At 49.8% G+C, this 25,082-nt stretch carries 23 protein-coding genes, 1 tRNA gene and 1 pseudogene; 13 read left to right on the top strand and 12 right to left on the bottom strand.

Annotation, left to right across the window (positions count from 1 at the left end):
• From ITJ87_RS12820 to ITJ87_RS12810, 3 genes are read right to left on the bottom strand one after another with little or no spacing between them, the layout of a single operon-like run.
• Entirely contained in the window at window positions 1-1,401 is a 1,401-nt protein-coding gene (locus tag ITJ87_RS12820) for a lipopolysaccharide biosynthesis protein (protein ID WP_005836965.1), read from the bottom strand.
• 11 nt (window positions 1,402-1,412) lie between these two features.
• Window positions 1,413-2,351, bottom strand: a complete 939-nt coding sequence (locus tag ITJ87_RS12815; RefSeq protein WP_229135067.1) for a hypothetical protein — start codon at window positions 2,349-2,351, stop codon at window positions 1,413-1,415.
• Between the two features lie 16 nt (window positions 2,352-2,367).
• Window positions 2,368-2,895 carry a UpxY family transcription antiterminator gene (locus ITJ87_RS12810; RefSeq protein WP_117966924.1) on the bottom strand — a complete coding sequence of 176 codons (528 nt, stop codon included), beginning with the start codon at window positions 2,893-2,895 and terminating at the stop codon, window positions 2,368-2,370.
• A 739-nt stretch (window positions 2,896-3,634) separates the two neighbouring features.
• Here ITJ87_RS12810 and ITJ87_RS12805 point away from each other — a divergent pair.
• Window positions 3,635-3,958, top strand: coding sequence for a hypothetical protein (locus ITJ87_RS12805; RefSeq protein WP_005829213.1), 324 nt, complete (start codon window positions 3,635-3,637; stop codon window positions 3,956-3,958).
• A 122-nt stretch (window positions 3,959-4,080) separates the two neighbouring features.
• Window positions 4,081-6,210, top strand: a complete 2,130-nt coding sequence (locus ITJ87_RS12800; RefSeq protein WP_117966927.1) for a VapE domain-containing protein — start codon at window positions 4,081-4,083, stop codon at window positions 6,208-6,210.
• Window positions 6,211-6,339: 129 nt separating this feature from the next.
• Here ITJ87_RS12800 and ITJ87_RS12795 read toward each other — a convergent pair whose 3' ends face one another.
• Window positions 6,340-6,600 (bottom strand): DUF4248 domain-containing protein, encoded by a 261-nt coding sequence (locus tag ITJ87_RS12795; RefSeq protein ID WP_005829216.1) that lies wholly within the window; start codon window positions 6,598-6,600, stop codon window positions 6,340-6,342.
• 274 nt (window positions 6,601-6,874) lie between these two features.
• Here ITJ87_RS12795 and ITJ87_RS12790 point away from each other — a divergent pair, with 274 nt between their 5' ends.
• Both ITJ87_RS12790 and ITJ87_RS12785 read left to right on the top strand, forming a co-directional pair.
• A complete protein-coding gene (locus tag ITJ87_RS12790) occupies window positions 6,875-7,384 on the top strand; it encodes an HU family DNA-binding protein (protein ID WP_035448452.1) in 510 nt (169 codons plus the stop codon).
• Between the two features lie 54 nt (window positions 7,385-7,438).
• A complete protein-coding gene (locus ITJ87_RS12785) occupies window positions 7,439-7,540 on the top strand; it encodes a smalltalk protein (RefSeq protein WP_005829220.1) in 102 nt (33 codons plus the stop codon).
• Between the two features lie 79 nt (window positions 7,541-7,619).
• On the opposite strand, the pseudogene ITJ87_RS18775 reads toward ITJ87_RS12785, so the two are convergent.
• Both ITJ87_RS18775 and ITJ87_RS12775 read right to left on the bottom strand, forming a co-directional pair.
• Window positions 7,620-7,754, bottom strand: a pseudogene (locus tag ITJ87_RS18775) (glycosyltransferase); the annotation flags it as partial.
• A gap of 110 nt (window positions 7,755-7,864) precedes the next feature.
• On the bottom strand, window positions 7,865-8,047 hold the full coding sequence (locus tag ITJ87_RS12775) for a hypothetical protein (RefSeq protein WP_005829223.1): 183 nt from the start codon (window positions 8,045-8,047) through the stop codon (window positions 7,865-7,867).
• A 176-nt stretch (window positions 8,048-8,223) separates the two neighbouring features.
• On the opposite strand from ITJ87_RS12775, the gene ITJ87_RS12770 reads away from it, so the two are divergent.
• Both ITJ87_RS12770 and ITJ87_RS12765 read left to right on the top strand, forming a co-directional pair.
• Window positions 8,224-8,457, top strand: a complete 234-nt coding sequence (locus ITJ87_RS12770) for a hypothetical protein (protein ID WP_005829224.1) — start codon at window positions 8,224-8,226, stop codon at window positions 8,455-8,457.
• Window positions 8,448-8,783 carry a type II toxin-antitoxin system RelE/ParE family toxin gene (locus ITJ87_RS12765; RefSeq protein ID WP_005836958.1) on the top strand — a complete coding sequence of 112 codons (336 nt, stop codon included), beginning with the start codon at window positions 8,448-8,450 and terminating at the stop codon, window positions 8,781-8,783. The genes ITJ87_RS12770 and ITJ87_RS12765 overlap by 10 nt, the downstream gene beginning before the upstream one ends.
• 168 nt (window positions 8,784-8,951) lie before the next feature.
• On the opposite strand, the gene proS is transcribed toward ITJ87_RS12765, so the two are convergent.
• Window positions 8,952-10,445 (bottom strand): proline--tRNA ligase, encoded by a 1,494-nt coding sequence (gene proS, locus ITJ87_RS12760; RefSeq protein ID WP_005829226.1) that lies wholly within the window; start codon window positions 10,443-10,445, stop codon window positions 8,952-8,954.
• A 115-nt stretch (window positions 10,446-10,560) separates the two neighbouring features.
• A tRNA-Gly gene (locus ITJ87_RS12755) sits at window positions 10,561-10,633 on the bottom strand.
• A 141-nt stretch (window positions 10,634-10,774) separates the two neighbouring features.
• On the opposite strand from ITJ87_RS12755, the gene cobU reads away from it, so the two are divergent.
• The 4 genes from cobU to cobC are packed head-to-tail and all read left to right on the top strand — an operon-like array spanning window position 10,775 to window position 13,665.
• Window positions 10,775-11,296 carry a bifunctional adenosylcobinamide kinase/adenosylcobinamide-phosphate guanylyltransferase gene (cobU, locus tag ITJ87_RS12750; RefSeq protein ID WP_117599556.1) on the top strand — a complete coding sequence of 174 codons (522 nt, stop codon included), beginning with the start codon at window positions 10,775-10,777 and terminating at the stop codon, window positions 11,294-11,296.
• Between the two features lie 30 nt (window positions 11,297-11,326).
• A complete protein-coding gene (cobT, locus tag ITJ87_RS12745; protein ID WP_117964365.1) occupies window positions 11,327-12,364 on the top strand; it encodes a nicotinate-nucleotide--dimethylbenzimidazole phosphoribosyltransferase in 1,038 nt (345 codons plus the stop codon).
• A 1-nt stretch (window position 12,365) separates the two neighbouring features.
• A complete protein-coding gene (gene cobS / locus ITJ87_RS12740; protein ID WP_061412619.1) occupies window positions 12,366-13,109 on the top strand; it encodes an adenosylcobinamide-GDP ribazoletransferase in 744 nt (247 codons plus the stop codon).
• Window positions 13,110-13,125: 16 nt separating this feature from the next.
• The gene (gene cobC, locus ITJ87_RS12735; RefSeq protein WP_057252470.1) at window positions 13,126-13,665 is read left to right on the top strand and encodes an alpha-ribazole phosphatase; all 540 of its coding nucleotides are present in this window, start codon (window positions 13,126-13,128) and stop codon (window positions 13,663-13,665) included.
• On the opposite strand, the gene ITJ87_RS19010 is transcribed toward cobC, so the two are convergent.
• The 4 genes from ITJ87_RS19010 to ITJ87_RS12710 form a co-directional block, all read right to left on the bottom strand.
• Window positions 13,646-16,345, bottom strand: coding sequence for a HAMP domain-containing sensor histidine kinase (locus ITJ87_RS19010; protein WP_310591548.1), 2,700 nt, complete (start codon window positions 16,343-16,345; stop codon window positions 13,646-13,648). The genes cobC and ITJ87_RS19010 overlap by 20 nt on opposite strands.
• Before the next feature lie 108 nt (window positions 16,346-16,453).
• Window positions 16,454-17,422 carry an adenosylcobinamide-phosphate synthase CbiB gene (gene cbiB / locus ITJ87_RS12720; RefSeq protein ID WP_117964366.1) on the bottom strand — a complete coding sequence of 323 codons (969 nt, stop codon included), beginning with the start codon at window positions 17,420-17,422 and terminating at the stop codon, window positions 16,454-16,456.
• 3 nt (window positions 17,423-17,425) lie between these two features.
• A complete protein-coding gene (locus ITJ87_RS12715) occupies window positions 17,426-18,460 on the bottom strand; it encodes a threonine-phosphate decarboxylase (protein WP_117964367.1) in 1,035 nt (344 codons plus the stop codon).
• A complete protein-coding gene (locus ITJ87_RS12710) occupies window positions 18,453-19,970 on the bottom strand; it encodes a cobyric acid synthase (RefSeq protein ID WP_171030465.1) in 1,518 nt (505 codons plus the stop codon). Before ITJ87_RS12710 ends, ITJ87_RS12715 begins: the two co-directional genes overlap by 8 nt.
• A gap of 177 nt (window positions 19,971-20,147) precedes the next feature.
• Between ITJ87_RS12710 and ITJ87_RS12705 the strand changes: the two genes are divergently transcribed.
• The 3 genes from ITJ87_RS12705 to ITJ87_RS12695 are packed head-to-tail and all read left to right on the top strand — an operon-like array spanning window position 20,148 to window position 24,970.
• Window positions 20,148-21,575, top strand: a complete 1,428-nt coding sequence (locus tag ITJ87_RS12705) for a TolC family protein (protein ID WP_016273658.1) — start codon at window positions 20,148-20,150, stop codon at window positions 21,573-21,575.
• Window positions 21,576-21,587: 12 nt separating this feature from the next.
• Window positions 21,588-22,583, top strand: a complete 996-nt coding sequence (locus ITJ87_RS12700) for an HlyD family secretion protein (protein WP_117964369.1) — start codon at window positions 21,588-21,590, stop codon at window positions 22,581-22,583.
• Window positions 22,580-24,970, top strand: a complete 2,391-nt coding sequence (locus ITJ87_RS12695; protein WP_117964370.1) for an ABC transporter permease — start codon at window positions 22,580-22,582, stop codon at window positions 24,968-24,970. Before ITJ87_RS12700 ends, ITJ87_RS12695 begins: the two co-directional genes overlap by 4 nt.
• Window positions 24,971-25,082: the final 112 nt, after the last annotated feature.

Here is a 25,082-nt window from a genome sequence, read left to right as displayed (position 1 = left end):
CTAACTCAGATACAGTTTTACCTTTTTATAATTCATGTACATTTCTATTCCATAAAAAGCAACTGCCAATATTAATATGATATATCGAGTCATAGGAGTCATATTGCAATTCATTACAGACATAGAAATGCTCAATGCAGGCAATATCAATATTACAAAATAAAATTTACTAAAAGGAATATAATACAGTTTATTAGACACAATCCAACTAATTACAACCAATATCAGATATGTTAATATCATCGAATAAATCACTCCTTCTATTCCCCAAAATACAATAAACAGGTACATACTTACCACATTAACAATCAAAGACACAAAATAATTATAAGATACATACTTTGTTTTCTCCGTATATTTAGGTCCGATATCAATTACTTCTTTTATTATTGTCAAAGCAAAATATAGCGACAAACTGCCAATATATTTATATGAATAAAAAAAATCCGGACCTGCAACTATACTAACAATATCTTCAGATAACAATGACAATACCGATACTAATAAAAACAAGAAACAAGAAACTAAAGGCATGAACTTCGCAAAAAGCAACCGGTGGTTTTCCTTTGCAAACTGTTGATACATAAAAGGAAGCCAAGCCATCATAAAAGCTGTTCCCAAGATTTGCACGCCAGAGGCCAACTTTAAAGAAAAAGAATACAAGCCTATTATTGATGTTGTTAAAAAAAACACCATAAAGAGCCGATTGGAATAAACCATCATCACACTTCCCACACGAGCAGGAAACTGAGGCAAAGCATAACTAAAGCTCATCATGAGATTTTTCCATGAGAAAGAAAAAAGCAAATATTGCTTTATATTAGTATACAATACGATAGAAGTCAATACGAGTGTCAATAACTGACATATCAAAACCCATTCCAAGCCTCCATCCATGAAAACAACAAAAACGAATACGGATAACAATAGCAATACGACTTTCAATATTACTTGGTAAGTAAAAAGTAAGTTCTTTTTTTCATACCGAAGTATAATCAAGCCAAGCATTGAAAAGTTTATAAAAGGCAACTGGATTGCAGACAATATAACTAATAAATAATAAGCAGAGCTGGAAAAAAGCAAACTGGAAATATAATATGACAACAAGCATATTATAATTGAGAAAAAAAACGATAATGAAATGACCGTAATTAATATGCTGAACAAAAAGATTTTTTTATCATCCCCCTCCCATTTGTAATAGTATCGTTGAAGCGATGTTTCCAATTGCAGCAACGCAAATACAGATACTATCCCCATAAGTACCTGACATAAATCAATCATTCCATATTCGGTAGTTGTAAATAAACGAGTATAAATGGGCAGCAAAATGAAAGCCAATATTTTCTCAATGCTCGTTGCAACACCAAATGAAAAAAAAGACTTTAGGAACTCTCTCATTTTCTAGTCTCTCAAATACTATTCTGCTTCAAAAAATCTAAAAATCTTTTAGGGGAAACAATCATAGAATCAACACATTGTGATTTGTCTAGAGCTTCCTTTATAAAATCCACATCTATATCCTCAAGAGTAGAAAAATAGGAAAACTGCTTGTCATTGAAATATTCCTTTGCTTTTATGAAAGCATTATTTGTCAGCAACTTTTTCTTGTAAGCAATTGCTTCTGCTGCTCTTAAAGATGACCCGGACTGTGATGTATCCATCAAAATTTCCAAAATACACTTTGTCTGGACAATTTTAGATACAATAACTTCGTATGGCAACTTATGCTTAGAATCAACAATATTAAAATCACATTTTATCCCACAACTTTCCAGCCGATTCCGAAGTTGTTCTATTATCGCCCTTCGACCTTTATCCAAACCACAAAAAAAGATATCCGATTCATTTTCCTCCTTAATCGAAACATTCAATACGGAACAAACCTGATTGTAAAATTGAAAATTATGTTCAACTGCATCTATTTCATTAAAAGTTATAATCATGTCAAACTTTTCCCGATTATTTTCCACAAACCGCAACTGTTTCTCATTGACTCGGGAAGACAATGTATTTGTAAACATGTAGAACAATTTTGAATGCAGATATTTTTTTTTCAAATATTCCAAAAAAGGAAGGTGAGTAGAACAAACATTCTGTTCGTATATAATAAAATACACTTGTTCATATCCATGTATGGTTTGTAAAGGATATAAATATCTATATATAAACTCAGGAACCATATTCTCCCATCCATATCTTGTCATAAAAAATAGAATATTATATAATATTTTTTGCCTGACTGATAAATCATTGGGAGCAAAATACAAAACATCTTTATTATATAGGATATCATTATTTACAACTTTCATGTAATCTGAATATCCCCAAAAAACATATTTAATTCTCATTATAATACAATAAGCGCTAACTTCCTTCTCCTATCTCCTCCACCAGCGACGCATGCACAAACGTCGTCGCCACCGCCATCACCCCCTCGATGTTCACCACCACCCTCCTATCATGGCGCACACGCACAAACACCCCTTCCACTCCTTCGAAGATGCCGCCGGTGATGCGTACCCGGGTTCCTTGGGAGAGGTTCAGCTCGGTGGGTTCAAGATAGAGCACAGCCTGGTCGTAGGTGCCAGACACGGCGATGAAGCTGCGCATCTGTGAGTCCGGGATGACGATGGGCTGGTGGGTTTCGCGGTCCATGATATAACGGATGGGGATGTTCATGCCCGGTTTGTTCTTTATTTCGTCCATACGCTCACGGGTGGAGCGGACGAAGACCAGGTTATGGACCGCAGGAACAAGCTTGCGCAAGCGGCGCTCTTTCCTCACGACATACTCATAGCGCATGGGAATATAGTTTTCAATGCCCTCTGCATCCAGGTATTCCTTGAAAAAAAACTCTCGGCTATAGGTGACACGCACTGCATACCAGTGCATTTCTGCATTCTCGTTCACAAAAAAATATGATTGGGGGACACCGGAGTAGCGAAGTACCTCCCGGTCAAGTAATGTAATGCGGTTACTTTAAATAGACTATATGCATTCATTTTATTTCAAGACCCTCCACCATCTCGGAAGGAAGGCGACGAAATAGTTATATTCAAGCCATCTTGCGATAAGCAGTCATAAACGAAACGTTTATAATAAAAAAAATGTTTTATGACACGCTCCGTTTAATGAACGCAAAGGTAATGTCAAGAAATGAAAGTACAAAATATTCTGATTGATAAAATGATAATCTTTTTTAATGCAGGTATCATCGCACTATATATCAAATAATTACGTTCATTAGGTAAGATACACGCGCACGCGCGTCATTTCTTATTTTTTTAAAGAAAGAGTGTGTTACATATATAACCATAGGTTCCGGTACCTCACCCTATACATACAGACTACACACACGCTTCACTACTTCACAGGGATACCACAGAATTTCGTAACTATTCAGCAGATGATGCTTTATGATAATTTTTCAGACGCTGATAACACAGATGACACGGATTATTTAATTTCACGTCCTCAGAAGCGTTGCATCAGGTAAGAAAAACATAAAATCTGCGTTATCTGTAATTGTACAGACTCCTTTTTTGTTAATTTTGCAACCGATTTACTAACTTAATATAAAATTATATTTTCAAATTGTAATTATGAGAACAAAAAAACGCCAATTAGCGTGATGCAAATCAAAGGGAGAGATTACCAAGTGCTGTACACCAAAGAGAGCAAAGAGGTGCAAGTAGCCATCGACCTGCTTTCTATGGTAGAACACAAGTCGTTAACCGTGGAATACAAGGAGCGGAAGGCTTTCCTGACACCCTTCATACCACTGCTGATAAATCCCCAAAAGGAACACGGACTGAAGGGCGTAAGCCCCTTCGCCAAGCTGCTGCATCTACTTGTAAACTTTATGGACGCGGACGGAAGCGGCAATACGCTGAACCCCGATTGCATTGAGGATGAGATATATAAGCTCTTCAATGAGCTATATCCCAAGGAGTAAAACGGACCAAGGAATTCAAATTGTAAAAAAACGGCTGTCCCACTGCGGATGGCCGTTTTTGCTTCCTAAGGAAATAAACGGCATCTTTGCGCCGCCAATAAGGCAAACTTAATACAAATCGAATGGAAAACATTCCAGTGACCACCTACCGTGGTTTCAGCGCCGTCAGCGGGGAGACAACCTTCACGCAGGACATGGCTGACATAAGAAACGGCAAGCATGCCAAGTTAATCATCAAAATCGCCAGCCTCGTGGCGCAGGGAAAGGTGGAGGAAGCCAACCACGTCAAGAAGCAGCTTCCCTTCAGAACCCTCACGGCCAACTACCGGGAAAGAAGGCTCGCACCGAGCATCACCCGCTACAACCCCGTCATCACGCTCGACATCGACGACCTGGAAGAGAGACAGTTGGAGCAGACCCGGACCCTCATCAACGAAGACCCGCACACCCTGGGGAGTTTCCTCTCCCCCAAAAGGCACGGCTACAAGCTGTTCGTCTTCATGCAGACGGAATACACCCGGCGTCTGTATGACCGTCTCCGACAGGGCGAGGTGACCTACGCCACGCTCGAGGAGATACACCTGAAGCTGTACAGCGCCGCCAAAGAGCACTACGAGGCCCTTCTCGGAGTAGAGGTGGACGGAAGCGGAAAGGACATCTCGCGAGGATACTTCATGTCCTTCGACCCGCATGCCTATATCAATGCCGCACTGCTGGAACAGATTTCCCCGTTGCCGGCACGCATCATCCCGCCTGCGAAGAAGGAAAGCGGCAAGAAGAGGACGGCTGCCGAAACGGTACACCCCCTCCCCGCCTCCTCTGCCGCCACACCGCAGGACGCAAAACCTTGGGAGAAGCTGATATTCTCCCAAGCCGTGACTGCCGTGAAGCGCACCACCAGGTTCCGGGCAGGCAACCGCGACAACTTCCTCTTCGCCCTGGGCAACAAATGCTACAGCAAGGGCCTGGACGAGCAGACAGCCATCAGACTGGCGAAAAACGAGTTCGGACAAGAGTATCCCGACGTGGAATCTCCCCTGCACAATGCCTACATCTATACCGACAAGACCAGCGAAGCCGCCACAAAGAAGGAAGAGAAAAAGCCCGTCATCAACCAAGTGATGAGCTTTCTGGAAGAGCACTACGGCATCCGCAGGAACCTCATCCTGGACCGCCTCGAATTCATGCCCTACACCCCGTCGGCAGATGCCGGAAAAGGTTACCGCCCCATGCGCGGAAAGGACTACAACACCATGTTCGTAGACCTGCAGATGGCCGGCATCTCCTGCTACCAGAATTTCCTCAGAGCCGTGATAGACTCCAACTACGCCAAAGAGTTCAACCCCTACACCGACTATCTGTACGCGCTTCCCCCCTGGGACGGGACGGACTACATCGCCCAACTTGCCGACACCCTGACGACCGAGAACCGGGAGCTATGGCAGAAGGGCTTCAAACGGTGGATAGTGGGCCTGGTGGCCTGCGCACTGAGCGACGAGGACATGAACCAGCTCGTCATCATCCTCTACAGCGAGCAGGGAAAGGGAAAGAGCAGCTGGATTCGGCGCCTGCTGCCGCCCGAGTGGAAAGAGTACTTCTACAACGGCATAATAGACCCGAGCAACAAGGACGATGCCCGCCTGCTCGCCACGCGAATCATCATCAACATGGAGGAGTTCGAAGGCGTGAAGCCCGGCGAGCTGGCAGCATTGAAGCGAATCATCGCGCAGGACAACGTGACACAGCGCAAGGCCTACGACATCGAAGCCTTCACCCTGCCCCGCCACTGCTCCTTCATCGCGAGCACCAACAACCGGCAGTGCCTGCAGGACATCGGCGGAAACCGGCGTTTCCTCCCCATCACCATCACCGGTATAGACTACCACACCCCGGTGAACCATCCCGGCATCTACGCCCAGGCCCTCGCCTTGCTGAAAGGCGGTTTCAGATACTGGTACGAGGGCGAGGAGATAGAACAGTTGAACAAGCACAACGAACGGCACCGCATGAAAGACCCCGTGGAGGAGAACCTCTTCGTCTTCTTCCGCAAACCGCTGCCCGAGGACCTGCAGGTAAAATGGCTCCCTGCCAGCGTCATACTGACCAAGCTCAGCATATTCGGGAAGGTGCAGGTGAACCCGCACACCCAGCTGGTACTGGTGCAGGCACTGGAAAAGTACGGATTCGGCACACGGACCAACGAGCAGGAGACGACCGAATATGAGGTAGTGGACATCCAGACATATCAGTAACCGGCATTCGAGGAGAAGAGAGAAGCCCCGTAACATATATTGTTGTGCATGACAACATATATTGTTACGGGGCTTTACATATATTGGCGTTTTCTTTACACTGCTTCCCTATTTCCGGCCGGCATCCTGTCAGGGTTCTCCCAGATACTTCACCAGCACTTTCACTTCCAGCGGAGTGAAGGTGCGCCGGTATTTGTTGTAGCCCACCTTCTCCAGCTCACCCTTCAGCGCCTTGTTGTGGCGTATCCATGCCGCCAGGGTATAGATGGCATTGCTGATGCAGTAAGTCGGGTTGTAGAGCATGGCAAGCTCCTCCTTCGAATAGGCGTGGATGCGGAACGGACGAAGGTCTTCCTCCTCCTCTTCCCTCTTTTCTTTTTCTGTTTTCATTCTTTATGTTATTGGTTGATTATTACACCATAAAGATACTGAATATCAGCGGTATGACCAAGCATATACAGACATAAACGGGCATCGGACGAAGAATTTTTTTTGAACAGAAAGGAAACGGGAAAGAGACGGCGTAACCCGAAGAAAGCCATGAGCAGAAAAAGCCGGAGGAGTACTTTTGCAGCACCCCTCTTCCCCCTAAAGGAGAAAGAGAAGAGTATTGCAATACGAGACTTTAATTTCTAATTGTTAATTTTTAATTATTTAATTGTTTATGGGAGTACCATTCAAGAAAATTGCGAGGAAAGATCCTCGAAAGGCAGATGCGGTGGCAAAGTTCTACCCGCAGCTGGTGACACTGGGCGACAATGCGACGCTGGACGACATTGCGTATGTGATGAAAGAGAAGAGTTCGCTGACGCTGGGAGACATCCAGAGTGTATTGACCAATTTTGTGGAAGCCATGATTACGACCCTCTACAGCGGCCAGTCGGTGAATATCAAGAACTTCGGCGTATTCAGCCTGTCGGCGCGTACGGCAGGCGTACTGGATGTAAAGGAGTGTACCGCCAAGAACATCAAGGCGGTGAAAATCAATTTCCGGCCTTCCAGCACCGTAAGACCGGACATCGCCGCCACGCGTGCCGGGCAGAAGATTGACTTCTACGACCTGGAAGCTTTGCTGAACAAGGGAGACGGTGAAGGAGGAAGCTCCGGCAGCGGTTCCGGCTCGGGAGACGGAGGCGGTTCGGACGGAGACCAGGGCGAAAATCCGTTGGGATAAGTATGACTGATTTTACTACCGATTCGTATGTTCAACTTTTAAAACGTATATAGCATGAAAAAAAGTATCTGGGATAAAATTCTGAAAGTCGTAATTGCAGTAGCCTCCGCCATCTTAGGGGCATTGGGAGCCAATGCGATGAACGTGAGCATTTAAGTCGCCGGAAAGAAAGGACGGCAGGAAGAGGAAACCCCGAAAAAGGTTTCCTCTTCCTGCCGTCTCTATACAGCGCAGGATACATCGCCTCGCAGACCGACTCGAAGCCGGCAGTGGTGGCATAGGCCTTGCAGCCTGCCATGTAGCGCAGGAACTTGACGTCATCGAGCTGATGGAAACTCAAGGTGTCGTCCACACGGCACACCTCGGCTTCCGGTTATAAATGACAAAAGCCACACCGGCATCGCGCAGACATGACTTCAAGAGAATTTATGGAATAAATACGTAAAAAGGATAATTCGGTCGGCATATGATGCCGGAATATCAGACAAATTCCTCGACCATATACATATCACTGACAAAATCGTCAACAATCTGTTCCAGGTTTTCGCAGGCTTCGTCAGGCGTTTCACCGTAGGCGCTGCACAACACATTATTCATAAAATAAGCGTAAAAACCACCGCCGGCTGCCGCCTCTACGGTATAGTCATTTCTGTTCAGTTTCATATTCGGGCCTCCTTTCTTTTTTTACGCTGCAAAAATGAGGGAAAGTTGTTACGAGAAGATGTGAAGGAGGTTACAATAGTATGTAGATTGGTTGGCTTTGATGCAGTGGAAAATAAATGGATTGAATATTAGGAGTTTTCATTTATTCAGTTTACCTTTGATTAAAAATAAAAGCAATGGGTAAAATTAAACCATATAAAGAGCAGGACTCTTCCAAACAAACGGCACAAGAACCGATGATGGCAACTTATCATCAATCAGCCATACCGATGGACGACTTTATCAACAGTATTCCCCGAGATGCTTTGGCTGAAGCCCTTCTATTTGCCTTAGAAGAGAATAAAGCAGGACACTGTATATCAAACTCCCAAATAGAGAGTATGATAAATGAACGCATGGGATGGAAATAGTCTGGTCTAAGTTGGCTTATGAGCACTTTTTAGAGATACTTATTTATGTAGAGAATAATTTTGGCATGTTGACGGCACAGAAAACACGTCAAAAGATACAAGACAAAGTAAATCTTTTAGCAAAACATCCGTATATAGGAATTATAGACAGTGATTTTTCTACTCTATTTAACAACATTACTGTCCGTCATTTAAAACTTTCCCCTAACGTGATATATTATTTGATTGATGAGAATAGGATTGTCATTGCAGCAATGCTTCATTCAAAACAATCTCCGGAAACTGTACGCAAAACAATCTCAGAATTTCTGAAGCAATATAAATAGCTGTTCATCAATTCATGATGAGAGATAACTCTATAAATTTAAAACCGAGAGGACGTATCAAGATATACAATCACCCCGGATTACGCGGATTAACGCAGATAAAAGTTTCTGATTATCAGAACTCCTAAAATCATCTGTGTTAATCCGCGTAATCCGGGGTGGGTATTATTAATAGGAACGTGCGAAAATCACGCGGCAGGCAGAAGGCTTGCCGGTAACCATACACTTGCCCGGTTCCTTGTCACCCGGAACAAATGAATCGAAAGGAATACAACGGATGGTTGCTTTGGTCTCTTCCTTGATTTTCTCTTCGGTTTCGGTAGTCCCGTCCCAATGAGCCAGAATGAAGCCGCCTTCTTCAATCTTTTCCTTGAATTCCTCGTAGCTGTCCACGCTGGTGATGCGGCTGTTACGGTAATCGAGCGCTTTCTTGTAGACATTAGCCTGAATGTCCTCGAGCAAATCCTTCACGTACTCTTCGATACCCTCGCAGGAACGCGTCTCCTTCTCCAGTGTATCGCGACGCATGATTTCCATTGTATTGTTCTCCAGGTCGCGGCCACCCATCACCAGACGAACGGGAACACCCTTCACCTCATAGTCGGCAAACTTGAAGCCCGGACGTTTGTTGTCGGCATTGTCGTACTTCACGGAAATACCCATTGACTTCAGCTTGGCAACAATGCCTGCCACTTTCTCGTCAATCTTAGCCAGCATCTCTGCATTCTTGTAGATAGGTACGATGACTACTTGTATCGGAGCCAGGTGCGGAGGAAGTACCAGACCGTTGTCATCGGAATGCGTCATGATAAGCGCTCCCATCAGACGGGTGGAAACACCCCAGGAGGTAGCCCAAACATACTCCAGCTTGTTCTCCTTATTGACGAACTGTACATCGAACGCCTTGGCGAAGTTCTGTCCCAAGAAGTGGGAAGTACCGCTCTGCAAAGCCTTTCCGTCCTGCATCATCGCTTCGATGGTGTAGGTGTTGAGGGCACCTGCAAAACGCTCGTTGGCAGACTTCACGCCCTTTACCACGGGCACCGCCATGTATTTTTCGGCAAACTCGGCATATACATTCAGCATCTTTACCGCTTCTTCTTCGGCTTCCTCGCGAGTGGCATGTGCCGTGTGTCCTTCCTGCCAGAGGAATTCGGCGGTACGGAGGAACAGACGGGTACGCATTTCCCAACGGAACACGTTTGCCCACTGGTTGCACAAGATAGGCAGATCGCGGTATGAATTGATCCAGTTCTTGTAGGTGTTCCAGATGATGGTTTCGGAAGTGGGGCGGATAATCAGCTCTTCTTCCAGTTTTGCAGCAGGGTCCACCACCACACCGCCGCCATTCGGATCGTTCTTCAAACGATAGTGCGTCACGACGGCACACTCTTTGGCAAAGCCTTCCACATGTTCCGCTTCACGGCTGAGGAATGATTTCGGAATAAGCAAGGGGAAATAAGCGTTGACGTGTCCCGTTTCCTTGAACATATCGTCCAACTGACGTTGCATCTTCTCCCAGATAGCGTATCCGTAGGGCTTGATCACCATACAGCCGCGTACTGCCGATTGTTCTGCCAAATCGGCTTTTACCACCAACTCGTTGTACCACTGAGAATAGTTCTCACTACGTTTGGTAAGGTCTTTCAATTCTACTGCCATTCTATTTCGTTTTTTAAAGTTTTTCCTACGTTTAAAATGGCTTGACCCGAACATTTTCCTCGATATTTAAAAAAAGGCAGCCGCTGTGATGCAACTGCCTAACTCTAAATGGAGGAGCGGCAAGCGAGACTCGAACTCGTGACCCTCAGCTTGGGAAGCTGATGCTCTACCAACTGAGCTACTGCCGCATAAACATTTCCAAGGTCATGCCTTAAAAACGGTGGCAAAGTTAATAAATTACTTCCTAAAAAAACAAACGTTTCGTCAAATATTTCTTATTTTTGCTCGGGAAAACAAAGATATTCTTTCAAAATACAGACTAAATACCAATGAAACGAATCATACTCATCACCGGAGGAGCACGTTCCGGCAAAAGCACCTATGCGGAAAAGCTGGCACTCGAGCTCTCTCCCACTCCCGTTTATCTTGCCACAGCACGCATCTGGGACGAAGAATTCCGCCAGAGGGTAATCCGGCATCAGGAACGCCGAGGGCCGGAATGGACAAACATCGAAGAGGAGAAAGAACTCAGCCGCCACCGGCTGGAGGGGCGGGTCGTCCTGATAGACTGCATCACCCTGTGGTGTACCAATTTCTTCTTCGACCTCGAGTCTGATACCGACCGGGCACTTGCCGCTGCCAAGGCGGAATTCGACCGCTTCACGGCACAAGACGCAACCTTCATCTTTGTAACCAATGAAATAGGTATGGGAGGAACTTCCGAGAACGAACTGCAACGAAAGTTCACGGACATGCAAGGCTGGATGAACCAATATGTAGCCGCCCGTGCCGACGAAGTGATACTGATGGTATCCGGCATCCCACTTACCGTAAAAAACACTCATTCATAAAACAACAAACAATTAAAATTCAACAGACTGATGAAAACATTTCATATCACCCGCCCGGATGAGTCAATCCGTCCCGCATTGATTGACAAAATCAACAACCTGACCAAACCCAAAGGTTCATTGGGCATTTTAGAAGAACTGGCACTCCAAATCGGACTCATACAACAGACATTATCCCCCGCCTTGAAACATCCGCAAAACATTATCTTCGCCGCCGACCACGGCATTGTAGAAGAAGGTGTCAGTCTGTCTCCAAAGGAAATCACCTGGCAGCAAATCAGCAACTTCCTTCATGGAGGGGCAGGTGTCAATTTCCTCTGCCGGCAGCACGGCTTTACCCTGAAAATAGTAGATGCAGGAGTAGACTACGACCTCCCCTACGAGAAAGGCATCATCAATATGAAAGTGCGCAAAAGCACCCGGAGTTATCTGCACGAGGCAGCCATGACGGAAGAGGAAATGGAGATGTGCCTGGAACGGGGTGCCGAGGTGGTGCGCCAATGCCACGAAGAAGGCAGTAATGTCCTCAGCTTCGGTGAAATGGGTATCGGAAACACCTCTTCATCCTCCCTGTGGATGACCTGCTTTACCGGCATTCCTCTGGAACAATGTGTCGGCGCAGGCAGCGGACTCGACAGCGCGGGCATCCGCCACAAATACGAAGTGCTGAAACAGTCTATGGAGAATTACAAAGGCGACGGCTCTCCCCGGAACATCATCCGCTACTTTGGTGGACTGGAAATGGTAATGGCCATAGGCGCCATGCTGCAAGCTGCCGAGCTGAGGATGATTATCCTTGTTGACGGATTCATCATGACCAACTGCCTGCTTGCCGCCGCCAGGCTCTACCCGGAAGTGACGGATTACGCCATCTTCGGACACTGCGGAGACGAGTCGGGCCACAAACTGGTGCTCGACGCCCTGCATGCCCGTCCGCTGCTGAATCTGGGGCTGCGTTTGGGAGAAGGAACAGGGGCCATCTGTGCATATCCTATTGTCGACTCGGCCGTGCGGATGCTCAATGAAATGGATAACTTTGCACATGCCTCCATCACTAAATACTTTTAACATGAACAATGTCTTGGCTGCATTCATAATGCTCACCCGACTGCCCTTCTGGAAAATCAAGGAAGTACCGGCAGAGTGTTTCAAGCATGTGGTTCCCTATTGGCCGCTTGTAGGCTGGCTGACGGGAGGCGTGATGGCGGCAGTGCTGTGGCTTGCCGGACAGATTATGCCGGTGTCATTGGCATGGATTCTTGCCCTCATCGCACGCCTAATTGTCACCGGATGCCTGCACGAAGACGGACTGGCAGACTTTTTCGACGGTTTCGGTGGCGGTACCACCCGAGAACGGACTCTTGCCATCATGAAGGATTCCCACATCGGAAGCTACGGTGTCATCGGATTGATATGCTATTTCCTGCTGTTGCTCCAACTTCATCACCTGCCACTGGGACTTCTCTGCATCCTTGTGCTCTGCGGTGACTGCTGGTCCAAGTTCTGTGCCTCCCAGATTGTCAACTATCTGCCCTATGCCCGGAAAGAGGAAGACAGCAAAAGCAAGACCGTCTACAACCGCATGAGCTGGCACGAGTTACTGGCCGGATTTCTTTGCGGCCTGCTTCCTTTCGTACTGCTGCTGCCTATAAAGCTGTGGATTGCCACCCTCTTCCCACTGCTCACCTTCTTCCTGCTCTACCGATTGATGAAGCGGCGCCTACAAGGATATACGGGTGACTGCTGCGGGGCCACTTTCCTGCTATGCGAACTGTCCTTCTACTTGGGAAGCCTTATTCTAATTATAAATTAACAACTGAAAATTAAAGATGGAAGTAATACTCATTCGACACACTTCGGTAGATGTTCCTCCGGGCGTATGCTACGGACAGACCGATGTTCCCCTGAAACCCACATTTGAAGCGGAAGCCGCCGTGACAGCAGAAAACCTGAAGGCATACCTTCCGTTCGACCACGTCTACACCAGTCCCCTGACCCGCTGCGTGCGCCTCGCCACCTATTGCGGCTATCCCGATGCAGAACGGGACAAACGGATTATGGAAATCAACTTTGGCGACTGGGAGATGAAGCCGTTCGAGCAAAATGAAGACCCACGCTTGCAGGAATGGTATGCCGACTACATGAACGTGGCAGCTACCGGTGGAGAATCTTTTACCATGCAATACCGGCGTGTCAGCCAGTTTTTGGACGAATTAAAGAAGAAGCCCTATACACGCGTTGCCATCTTCGCACACGGAGGCGTATTAATCTGCGCACAACTCTATGCCGGAATCCTCAAAGCCGAAGAAGCCTTCGACGCATTGACGCCCTACGGCGGCATCGTCCGCATCAATCTCGACAAGGAATAGTGAACGAAATAGTAGGGCCTTCCTCCGCTTCGGTTTGCACCTTGTAGATACCTCCAAAATAATGAATAAAATGGGCATTGATTTCATGGCGAATCAAGCTTGTTTTATTCTCAAAATGCACCTTTGCAAACGGGGCGTTGACCACGTCGAAATAGAGGGCCGACCTAGTGCGGTCCCGTCTGATGCGGATAATCGCCTCATAACGGGCAGTGTCATTCTCTGACGGAGTCAGCATGCTGACAAGCAATGTATCGAACCACCTCCGGTCCGTCCTTGCAAGCTGTTCCTTGAGGTCGGTCTGCAGGCTGACAGACACAGTGCTCTCCTCACGGCCGTTCACTTTATCCAGCACCTCACTGCACAACTGAATAATGTCACACTCCTCGTCCTCATACTGAATCTTGCCGGACTCCAAGCGGGACAACTCCAGAATGCTGTTGACATAATTCAGCAGACTTTCCGCATTGGTCTGAATCATCTGCCCGTATTCCCTCTTAGTCTCCTTATCCAGCTCCTCCTTTCCGGTCAGCAATTCGGCAAAGCCCACCACCACATTCAGCGGGGTACGTATATCATGGCTGATTTCCGATTTCAGACGTTCCTTCGCGATGTTGTCCGTCTCTGCCTGCAAGGCGGCTTCGGCCGTCTTCTTCTCTACGACAGCAATCTTTCCGGAGACATAGCGCGTATACAAGTAGAAAAGCAGCATCAGCAGCAGGCAAACGCCCAGGAATATAAATCCTATACGGTAATTCATGTCCTGAATCTTCTGCTTCTCCAACAGCAGCTCGTCAATGTGGTAAATCTCCTTGACCTGCTTCAACTGGTTGGCCGAGAAGGCATTGTTCAGCGAATCCTGCTTGCGTATGAGGTAGCGCCGGGTCTCGATGGCCCCGTCAATGTCCCCCTTGTCATATTGCGTACTCGCCTTGTAGTTTATCAAAGTGGCAAAGGTGGAAACGTAGTTGTTCAGTACCGTAGGGGTCACCTCGTCTATCAATGCGATGCTTTTGTCATACTCATCGGTCTTGGCATAGTATTGAAGCTGTATCAACTGGACATTCAGCCAGAAGACGGGATCTACATGCGGCTCAAGCAGTTTCTTTACTTTCTCGATATGCTCGTGCGCCACTGTAAAGTTCTTCCGGTTCATGTAGTGCAGGATATACTTCACTTCGCAGTCAATCTCGAAATTGCTCCAGTTCTTCCTTGTCTCGGGTTCTTTGGAAATAACCGTCTGCAACGTCATGTCCATTTCATGCAAATAGGGCAGCTTCAAGCTGTCTTTACCGCCATTGCCGTATACCTGGGCAATACGCGACAGTATATCCACTTTCAGGCTGGTCTTTGTCTGGGGAGAGAAATTCCGGTAAGCCTCCAAGAAAGCGTCCAGTGCCTCATTCGGGCGGCTGGACACTCCATAGGCACATCCCAGACTGTTATACGCCGCTATCATCCCGTTATTGCTATGGCGGAGTTTTGATTCCTCCAACGTCTCCTTAGCCACATACACCGCTTTCTCCTTCATCGCCTCCTGCCGCATCTGGGAACGCTTCAAACGGAATATCTTCTTCCAGCCCAGCACCAGGAGGAATATCAGAAACAGTACGGACACAATGATGCCTGCCAGATAGAAACGCATGGATACAATGCGGTCGCGTTCGTTCTGGTAGGCCAGTTGGTCGGCCTGGAAACGGGTACAGAGCCGGTCTATCTCCTTGGGATAGTTCTTCTCGAACGAAGTCTTGATATACGAAAAGACCTTGCCGTACTGTCCGTAGGCTTCTTCCTTGTTCCCCATCTTCACCAGTAAATCCGCCTTTTCGAGCAGAGCTTCCTTGTAGATGTTATGGTTTATCCGGGCATATTCGGTTTGAAGGAAATCATTGTAGGCGGTCAAGGCTGCCTCATGCTCTCCGGTGGCCACCAGATAACGGGCATCTATAATCAGAAGGTATTGCCGTATCTCCGGAATCAGTTGCGCTTCAAGCTGGCCTATCTGTACCAGACAATGGCTGGCAGCTTTCAAGTCACCCTTGAATAATTGGCAGGAAGCATTGGAGATGTGACGCATGGCCAGCTCCAGCGGAGAAAGCCGGTCTTCCGGATAGAGGTTCAGACGTGCAAGATAACGCGAGGCACCGTTTACATTCCGTATGCGCAGGTTATAATCTATCAGTTCCACCAGTAGCATGCGGATATGCACATCCTCCCCGTCCATCCCATCCAGCAGTCTCAAAGACTCTTCGTAAGCGGCACCGGCTTCCCGAAGCCTGCCGGTATAGCTGTACACCTCTCCCATGGCATTCAGCGCCAGGGCATTGCCGAAGGGGTAGGCAAGCGCGCGGGCTTTGGAGTACATCTGGTCGCTCTGGGCAATGGCCATACGGATTTCTCCACGGAAAAGGGAGGATTTTATAAGTATTCTTTCCAGTTCGAAATAGGTGTAATAGCGCTGGGATTCATCCAATTGGGACAAAAGGCCGTCGGCATTCAGCGAGTCACACTCCTCCCGGGTCAGATAGTCGAAACCGAGGCTGTTGTGAAAAGTGGAGATGACCTCATGGACTATACTTTCCTTTTCTTTAGTCCAAGAATCCGCTTTATCTGTTGCCGATGCAATTATTGTGCTCCCGAACCAAATAAAGAAAAGGAATATATATAGTTGCTTTATCCTCATTTATAAGACTTTGTCTGCTTTAAAAGTTACATTTTTAATGCAACGCGGTCTTGCAAAGATATTATATCTTTTTGGAACGGACAAAGAATCAGTTAAAATAACAACATTTTAAAAACAAAAGGAAGCCAAGGTCGATGTCACTATTACGGCAACCACCATCCACCACTCCACACGCCGGTTGATGCGGACAGCCACACGCATATCTTCTGTCTTCAGAGGCCGTTCATTAGAACCGATATAAGGTTTCCATACCTCCTCGCCGAAATAGTTGTGCGGACCTCCGAAACGGCAGTCCAGAATACCGGCAAGGGCGGCTTCCGGATAACCGGAATTGGGACTGGCATGCTGGCTGCCATATCTGCCCACAAAAGCAAACAAGGAAAGGCGACCGGAAACCAGTACCATCAGAAAGGCTGTCAGACGGGCGGGAATATAATTGGCAACATCATCCAAACGGGCAGCAAAACAGCCGAACCGACGATAGCGTTCATTCTTGTAGCCGACCATGGAATCCAGCGTGTTCACCATCTTATAGGCAAGCATGCCCGGAACTCCCAACAGCAGATACCAGAACAAGGGGGCAACTACCCCGTCACTCAAATTCTCTGCCAAAGTCTCCAATGCCGCGGTTCTCACCTCCTGCGCCGAGAGTGCAGACGTATCACGCCCTACGATACGTGCCACTTGCATCCTCCCTTCCTCCAAGGAACGGTCCACCGCCTTGAACACCATACGCACCTCGCGAACCAGTGTAGTGCCCGCCAAGCAATAGAATATCAGCAGTATCTGCACCGTCAGCAGCATGCCCGGAGAAAAGAGTGCAGCCAAGCGGAGTAGCAGAAGCGTGACGAAATACACACCTACCACGAGGAGCACCGTCATAAGCGCTCCTTTCAGGAAACGCGAATCGCCCCGGTTCAACCGGTGCTCACAGAAAGAAATGGCTTTACCGAAAGCCACCACCGGATGGGGTAGCCACGCCGGGTCGCCCAGCCAGTGGTCGAGCAGCCAGGCAGTGAGAAGCGGCAGGTTCAAGTTGAAGGCGACACCCAAAAGTATAAGTACATCTTCTTCCATCGGTTATTCCTCCTCAAGCCATTGTCCTATTGCTTTTACAAGCCTGTCATTCTCCTCCCGGCTCTGGGCGGCTATGCGGAAGAAGTGTTCATTCAGTCCGTCGAAGTTGGAGGCGTCCCGAATCAAGATGCCATGCTCCCCTGCCAGATAGTCTTTCAAGGCGGAAGCCTTGCCCATACGGAGGCACACCAGCATGAAATGGGTTTCGGTAGCCCATACCTCCAGTCCTCCCAATGCCTCGAGCGCACTGCGCAGGCGGGCAGCCTCTTGCAAGTAAGACGCCACATCCAGCGGATTGGGAACATCATGTTCCAACAGATGGAGTCCCGCCTCAATGGCAAGCTGATTGACCGACCAGGGCATACGGTTGGTACGCAAGCGGTGCAGCAGGTGGGGGGCGCCGGTGACATATCCCAGTCGCAGACCGGGAACGGCATAACGCTTGGTCATGGAGTGCAGCAGCAAGACGTTGGGAGACTCCGCCGCCTCGGCAGCAGAGAAAAGCGGACGCAAGGTGAAAAACTCGTAAGACTGGTCGATGACGAAACATACCTGCGGATTATGACTGATAAGTGTTGCCAGATATTCCTTCTCCACGACCGTTCCGGTAGGGTTATTGGGATTGCACAGCCACAGCATGCGCACCTCTTCCGGCAAGCGATACCCCTCGCTCTCCGCAGGAAGCCGGTAAAGGGAAGTGACCCGATGGCCGTGCATGCGGCAGGCATCGGCATATTCACTGAAAGTGGGCTGCACAATGGCGGTGTTTGTCCCGCGGAAAGTCTGTGCGGTGAGATAAATGGCTTCGGTAGCTCCGTTCGTCACGCACACTGCTTCGGCAGGAAGACGGTGGCAGCGGGCAAGGCAGGCCTCAAGCGTGTAAGGCTCCGGTTCGGGATAGTTGCCGATGCCGTCAATCCGGGCACACAGATGCGCCTTCAAGGCAGAGAGGTCTACCCTGTTGTAAACGTTCGAGCTGAAGTTTGCCGTAATGGGACGGCTGTATTTATAGGAATCGTCTCCGTGTCCTTCAATCATGGTTCTTTGTCAATATTTGGTAGATAAGCGGCAGGTTGACGTGGCGGCGCACGTGCTCGGCAAGCCTATCGTATTGTTCTTCTTTGAATGTATGGTAATCGAAAGCGCCGGCATTCCCGGACAGTTTGTCTGCAAAAGGCGCAAGCAGGAAATCTATGAATTCCGGATTGTCGAGAATGCCATGAATATAGGTCCCCATGCAGGTGGAGTCCACGTAGTAACCGTCGGTAGAGCCGTTCTCCAAAAGATTTAGGGGAGAATCGGGGGCGCCTTCCACGGGGGTGGTCACTCCCATATGGATTTCATAGCCCTGCATGAATGGAGAACGGAGAGTGGAAGATGGAGAATGGGGATTGCACAGACCAAACTTCACCTGGCGGGTCACCTTCTCTCCCGACATGCGGGTACTGATGGGCAACAGTCCCAGTCCGGGCAGGCGTTCGATGTCTCCTTCCACATGCTCAGGGTCGAGCACCTCCTGCCCCATCATTTGATAGCCACCGCAGATGCCCATCACGGTGGCACCTTCACGGTGGGCACGGGTGATGGCAGCCGCCACACCGTTACGGCGCAATTCGTAAAGGTCATCAAGTGTGCTCTTGGAGCCGGGCAGCAGGATGACGTCGGCCTTTGCCAGCTCATCCACATTGTTAGTATAGAAGAGATGTACGCGTGGGTCACGTTCCAGGACATTAAAATCGGTGAAGTTACTGAGGTGGCGCAGCAGAATGACGGCGATGTTCACCTTTCCCTTCTCGGCACGGACAGACTTTGCGGCAAGCGCCACGGAGTCTTCTTCTTCAATGTAGATATCACGGTAGTAAGGCACCACCCCGACAACGGGAATGCCGCAAAGCTCCTCCAGCATCGTAATGCCCGACTCGAAGAGACGTATATCCCCCCGGAACTTGTTGATAAGAATTCCTTTAATGCGTTCCCGCTCATGGGGACGAAGCAACATCAGCGAACCATAGACACTGGCAAACACACCGCCACGGTCAATGTCGCCCACAAGAATTACATCGGCTCCGGCATGCAGGGCCATCGGCAGATTGACAAGGTCGGTATCCCGCAGATTGATTTCGGAGATGCTTCCCGCGCCTTCCAGCACAACGGGATTATAGCGAGCGGCAAGGCGGTCGTAGGCAGCACAAACCTCCCGGCGCAGCTCGTCGCGTCCTTCCTTGCGGAAATACTCATAAGCATTGCGGTTGCCGATAGGACGCCCGTTGAGGACAACCTGCGAGGTATGGTCCGACTGTGGTTTCAGCAGTAGCGGATTCATGTCCGTGTGGCAAGGCACTCCGGCGGCTTCTGCTTGCACAGCCTGGGCACGGCCTATCTCCAGCCCTTCGGGAGTGGCAAATGAATTGAGCGCCATATTTTGTGCCTTGAACGGTGCGGGCTGATAGCCGTCCTGCTTGAAGATGCGGCAGAAGGCGGCAGCAATGATGCTCTTTCCCACATCACTGCCCGTCCCGGCAAACATAATCGGATGAAGTTTCTCCATAAATTCCATTTTAGCGAATGCAAAGATAGTGCAAATCCGAATATCTCTCCCATTCATAAGCCATATCTTCGGAAACTATTCGTTATATTTGTAACGTTCTATTCAAAAAGATGACTACTGAACAATTCCCACCTCCTCTTGTTTAGAGAAACAAGAACCCCTAAACCGAACGAACTTATGAATAATCTATTATGCCGGAGATTTTTTCCGGCTGCTGCCTGCGTGCTGCTTGCCATCGGTGGAGTGGCCGCACAAACCTCCCTTCCCCTTAGCTTCGGTGATGCCCTAAGGCAGATGCAAAACGGCAACCGCAGCCTGAAAATAGCCGACAAGGGAATTGAAGCCGCCCGTGCGGAACGTGACAAACTGAATGCCCTCTGGTACCCCTCCCTGCAAGGTGCCGGTACGTTCGTGCATCTTTCCGAAAAGATAGAGGTAAAACAGCCCCTTTCCCAGTTCACCGACCCGGCAAAGGACTTTGTGCACAACATCGTGCCGGACGACCAATTCATCAGCAGCATACTCGACCAGATAGGCTCCCATACCCTTGCCTTTCCACTGGCTCCACGCAACCTGACTTCCGTCGGCCTGACCGCCGAATGGGTCGTATTCTCCGGCGGCAAGCGCATCCGGGCCTCGAAGATAGGCAACACCATGATAGACATTGCCCGCGAAAACCGGGGACAGACCGATGCCACGCAACGCACCCTGCTGGCAGAAAGCTACTTCGGGCTGAAACTTGCGCAAGAGGTAGTACGCGTGCGGCAGGAGACTTACAACAGCCTGCAACGCCATTACCAGAATGCCCTTAAACTGGAAGCTGCCGGCATGATAGACAAGGCAGGCCGGCTCTTTGCCCAAGTGAATATGGATGAAGCTGCCCGTTCACTGGAGGCTGCCCGGAAGGAGGCCTCCGTCGTGCAAAGTGCCCTGCGCACCCTGCTCAACCTGCAAGACACATGCAGCATCCATCCTACTTCGGAGCTTTTCATCAACGACCAACTGCCCGCCAAAGAGGAGTTCCTGCAAGCCATGCGGGTGGAGAACTACACCGTGAACCAACTGCAACTGCAGTCACAGATTGCCCGCCAGCAGCTCCGCATCGACCAGAGCGGCTACCTGCCGGACATCGCCGTATTCGGCAAGCAGACCCTCTATGCCCACGGCATACAAAGCAATCTTGTCCCCCGCACCATCGTAGGTGTGGGCTTCACCTGGAACCTGTTCGACGGACTGGCGCGTGAGAAGCGCATCCGCCAGTCGAAGATAGCCCAGCAGACCCTTGCCCTGGGACAAGAAAAAGCCAAAGAAGACCTGAGCGTAGGCATCGACAAGCTCTACACCCAACTGCAAAAGGCACAAGACAACGTACGCGCCTTGAATACCACCATCGAGCTGAGCGAAGAGCTGGTGCGAATCCGCAAGAAATCCTTTGCCGAAGGCATGGCAACCAGTACCGAGGTCGTAGATGCGGAAACGATGCTGGCAACCGTCCGCGTGGCGCGTCTGGCAGCCTACTACGAATATGATGTGGCACTGATGAACCTGCTGGCTATCTGCGGAACGCCGGAACGGTTCGAGAAATATTTCGAGACAACTTATTAAAACCTACCCTTTATGAAAATCAATAATAAAAGCATCAGCATTGCATTCGTCATTATCCTGGCCGCAACGGTCATCATTTCGCTTGCCGGCATATTACTCATGAGCCGGCAGCCCCTAGTCCTGCAAGGACAAGTGGAAGCAACGGAAATACGTATCAGCGGGAAGCTGCCCGGACGTGTGGACTCCTTCCTCGTACAAGAGGGCGACTGGGTGAAGGCAGGCGATACGCTTGTCGTCATCAACAGCCCCACCATTGAAGCCAAATACCGCCAGGTGAATGCCCTGGAGCAGGTGGCCCAGGAGCAGAACAAGAAGATAGACGCCGGTACCCGCCGCCAGATTGTGGCCACCGCCCGGCAACTCTGGAACAAGACGCAGAGCGACCTTGCCCTCGCCAAGACCACTTACCAGCGCATTGTAACGCTTTATAAGGACAGTGTCGTCACCTCCCAGCGGCGTGACGAGGTGGAAGCCATGTACAAAGCTGCCCAAGCCGCCGAACGTGCCGCCTACGAGCAATACCAGATGGCCGTAGACGGAGCGCAGAGCGAGGACCGCGCCTCGGCCCGCAGCCTGGTGGAAGCGGCGCGAAGCACCGTCGATGAAGTCTCCTCCCTCCTCGTCGACTCCCGTCTCACCGCTCCCGAAGACGGCCAGATAGCCACCATCTTCCCCAAACGCGGAGAACTGGTGGCTCCCGGAACTCCCATCATGAGCCTCGTCGTGATGGACGATGCACACGTGGTACTGAACATACGCGAGGACCTGATGCCGCAATTCAAGATAGGAGGCACTTTCCGTGCCGATGTCCCCGCCATCGACGGCAAGGACATTGAATTCCGCATCTATTACATCAGTCCGCTGGGCAGCTTCGCCACCTGGAAATCCACCAAACAGACGGGCAGCTATGACATGCAGACGTTCGAGATACACGCACGTCCCACACAGCAGGTAGAGGGATTGAGACCGGGGATGTCCGTACTCTTAAAAATGAAGAATAAAAAATGAAAGATAAAGAATTTGGCTACGCAATGAAAGCGCTCCGCATGGTTATCCGTCGCGAATGGCACCGCATGACCTCCCGCCGTCTATACCTCGGCGTCTGCCTCGTGCTGCCTTTGTTCTGTCTGTTCTTCATGGCCACCATCTTCGGAAACGGACAGATGGAGAACATCCCCGTGGGTATCGTCGACCTGGACAACACTGCCACTTCGCGCAATATCTCCCGACGCATCTCTGCCGCCCCCACCTTCCGTGTGACGGAGCACTTCACCGACGAAGCCGACGCCCGCCGGGCATTGCAACAGAAGGACATATACGGCTACCTCGTCATCCCGCCCCGCTTCGAACAGAAGGCGGTGACGGGAGCTGGCGCAACGCTCACCTATTATTACCACTATGCCCTCCTCTCGGTAGGCAGCGAGCTGATGGCGGCGTTCGAGAATACGCTTGCCCCCGTGGCGCTCTCGCCCATCGTGATGCAGGCCGAAGCACTGGGAGTAAGCGGAGAACAGATACAGACCTTTCTGCTCCCCGTAGAAGCCAGTACCCATCCCCTCTACAATCCGGACATGGACTACTCCATCTACCTGAGCCAGCCTTTCTTTTTCGTACTGTTCCAGATACTCATCCTGCTCACCACCGTCTACTCCATAGGCAGCGAACTGAAATTCGGCAGCGTCGGCGAATGGCTGGAGACGGCACGAGGCAATATCCTCACTGCCGTAGCAGGGAAACTGCTGCCCTATACCCTCATCTTCTCGTCCATCGGTATCCTGGCAAACTATGTACTGTTCGGCCCGCTACATATCCCCTTCGCTGGCAGTCTGTGGCTGATGAATGCAATGACCGTGCTCTTCATCATCGCTACCCAGGCATTGGCGGTCTTTATCTATTCTGTCTTTCCCAAGATTGCCTATATCATCAGTGTAGTATCCATGGTGGGGTCGTTGGGGGCTACGCTGTCCGGAGTCACGTTTCCCGTTACAGCCATGTATGCGCCCGTGCATGCGGCCTCCTACCTCTTCCCCGTGCGGCACTTCACGGAGGCGGCACAAGCCATGATTTACTTCGATGCAGGGTTTGCCTACTTCTGGCAGTCGGTAGCTACACTCTTCATCTTCTTGCTGGCAGCACTACTGATACTGCCGTTGCTGAAATGGTGGATAAAAAAGGAAACGAGGGAAGAAGCAATCCCCACCTCCCCATCACCTTGCACACCTACCGCATTGTCAACAGCTTCCGTCATCCGCCACGAATGGCATGCCATCGCCACCAATCCCGCCATCCTGCTCGTGCTGGCAGGCGGTATCTTCCTCTACGGACTGCTCTACAACTACATGTACGCCCCCAACCTGGTGCGCAAGGCTCCCGTCGCAGTGGTAGACCTCTCCCACTCCGCCCTCAGCCGCGAATACATCCGACTGCTCGACGCCACTCCCCAGACCGCCGTCTACGGCCAGACACCCAACATCCTCGAAGCCCGCCAATGGATGAAGCAGGGCGACGTGGCAGGCATCCTTTACCTGCCTGCCGACTTCGAGGCACGTGTGGCACGGGGCGAGACTTCGGTCTTCGTACTCTATGCCGCCACGGACGCTTTCCTCAACTTCAAAGGACTGCAAGAATCCAGTGCGCGCGTCATGCTTGCCGTGAACGATGCCCACCGCATGGAGGGCACCGTATTCCTACCTCCGCAAGGACTGCTGGCAGTGGCTTCGTCCGCTCCCGTCAGCGTGTCCGGCACGGCGCTCTACAACTATACAGAGGGCTACGGTTCCTATCTGATTCCCGCCGTCCTAATTGTCATCATCTTCCAGACGATGCTGATGGTGATTGCCATGCTGACGGGCGAGGAAGCGGAAGCCCGAAGAAAAGGAATACGGCTGATGCGTGCCGACTCATTGAAGGATACATTACGGATTGTCGGAGGCAGGACCTTCGTATACTTCATGCTCTACGTGGTGTTTTCCCTATTCCTGCTGGGACTGTTGCCGCACCTGTTCAGCATCCCACACATCGGCAGCGGAGGAGACATCGTCACAATGATGATACCCTTCCTGCTGGGCACGAGTTTCCTTGCCCTGGCCGTCTCCCGCTGGTTTACAGACTCCGAAGCGCCGTTGCTGATGATAGCCTTCTTCTCTGTGGGCTATATCTTCCTTTCGGGCGTGTCCTATCCGCTGGAGCTGATGCCGTGGTATTGGCAGGCAGCCCACTATCTGTTTCCGGCAGGTCCTGCCGTACTTGCTTTTGTAAAACTGAATTCAATGGGTGGAACGCTGGCCGACGTATGGCCGCAGATGCTGACGATGTGGATACAAGTATTGGTCTATGGAACTTTGGCGCTCTGCACTACACGCCACCTCTACGGAAAAGGAAAAGTGAAGGCATAAAAAAAGGCTATCTATCCCAGACAGCCAATCTTTTGTTAACCTTAAATCTAATACTATGAAAAACACATTGCAAATGTACGGACTTCCCCGAAATATCCAAAATTTCTGTCCA

Source organism: Bacteroides sp. HF-162, from assembly GCF_015679285.1.
In the GTDB taxonomy this organism is placed as follows: domain Bacteria; phylum Bacteroidota; class Bacteroidia; order Bacteroidales; family Bacteroidaceae; genus Bacteroides; species Bacteroides uniformis.
The sequence above is the reverse complement of the archived record's forward strand: the minus strand, read 5'-3'. Positions and strand labels throughout refer to the sequence as shown.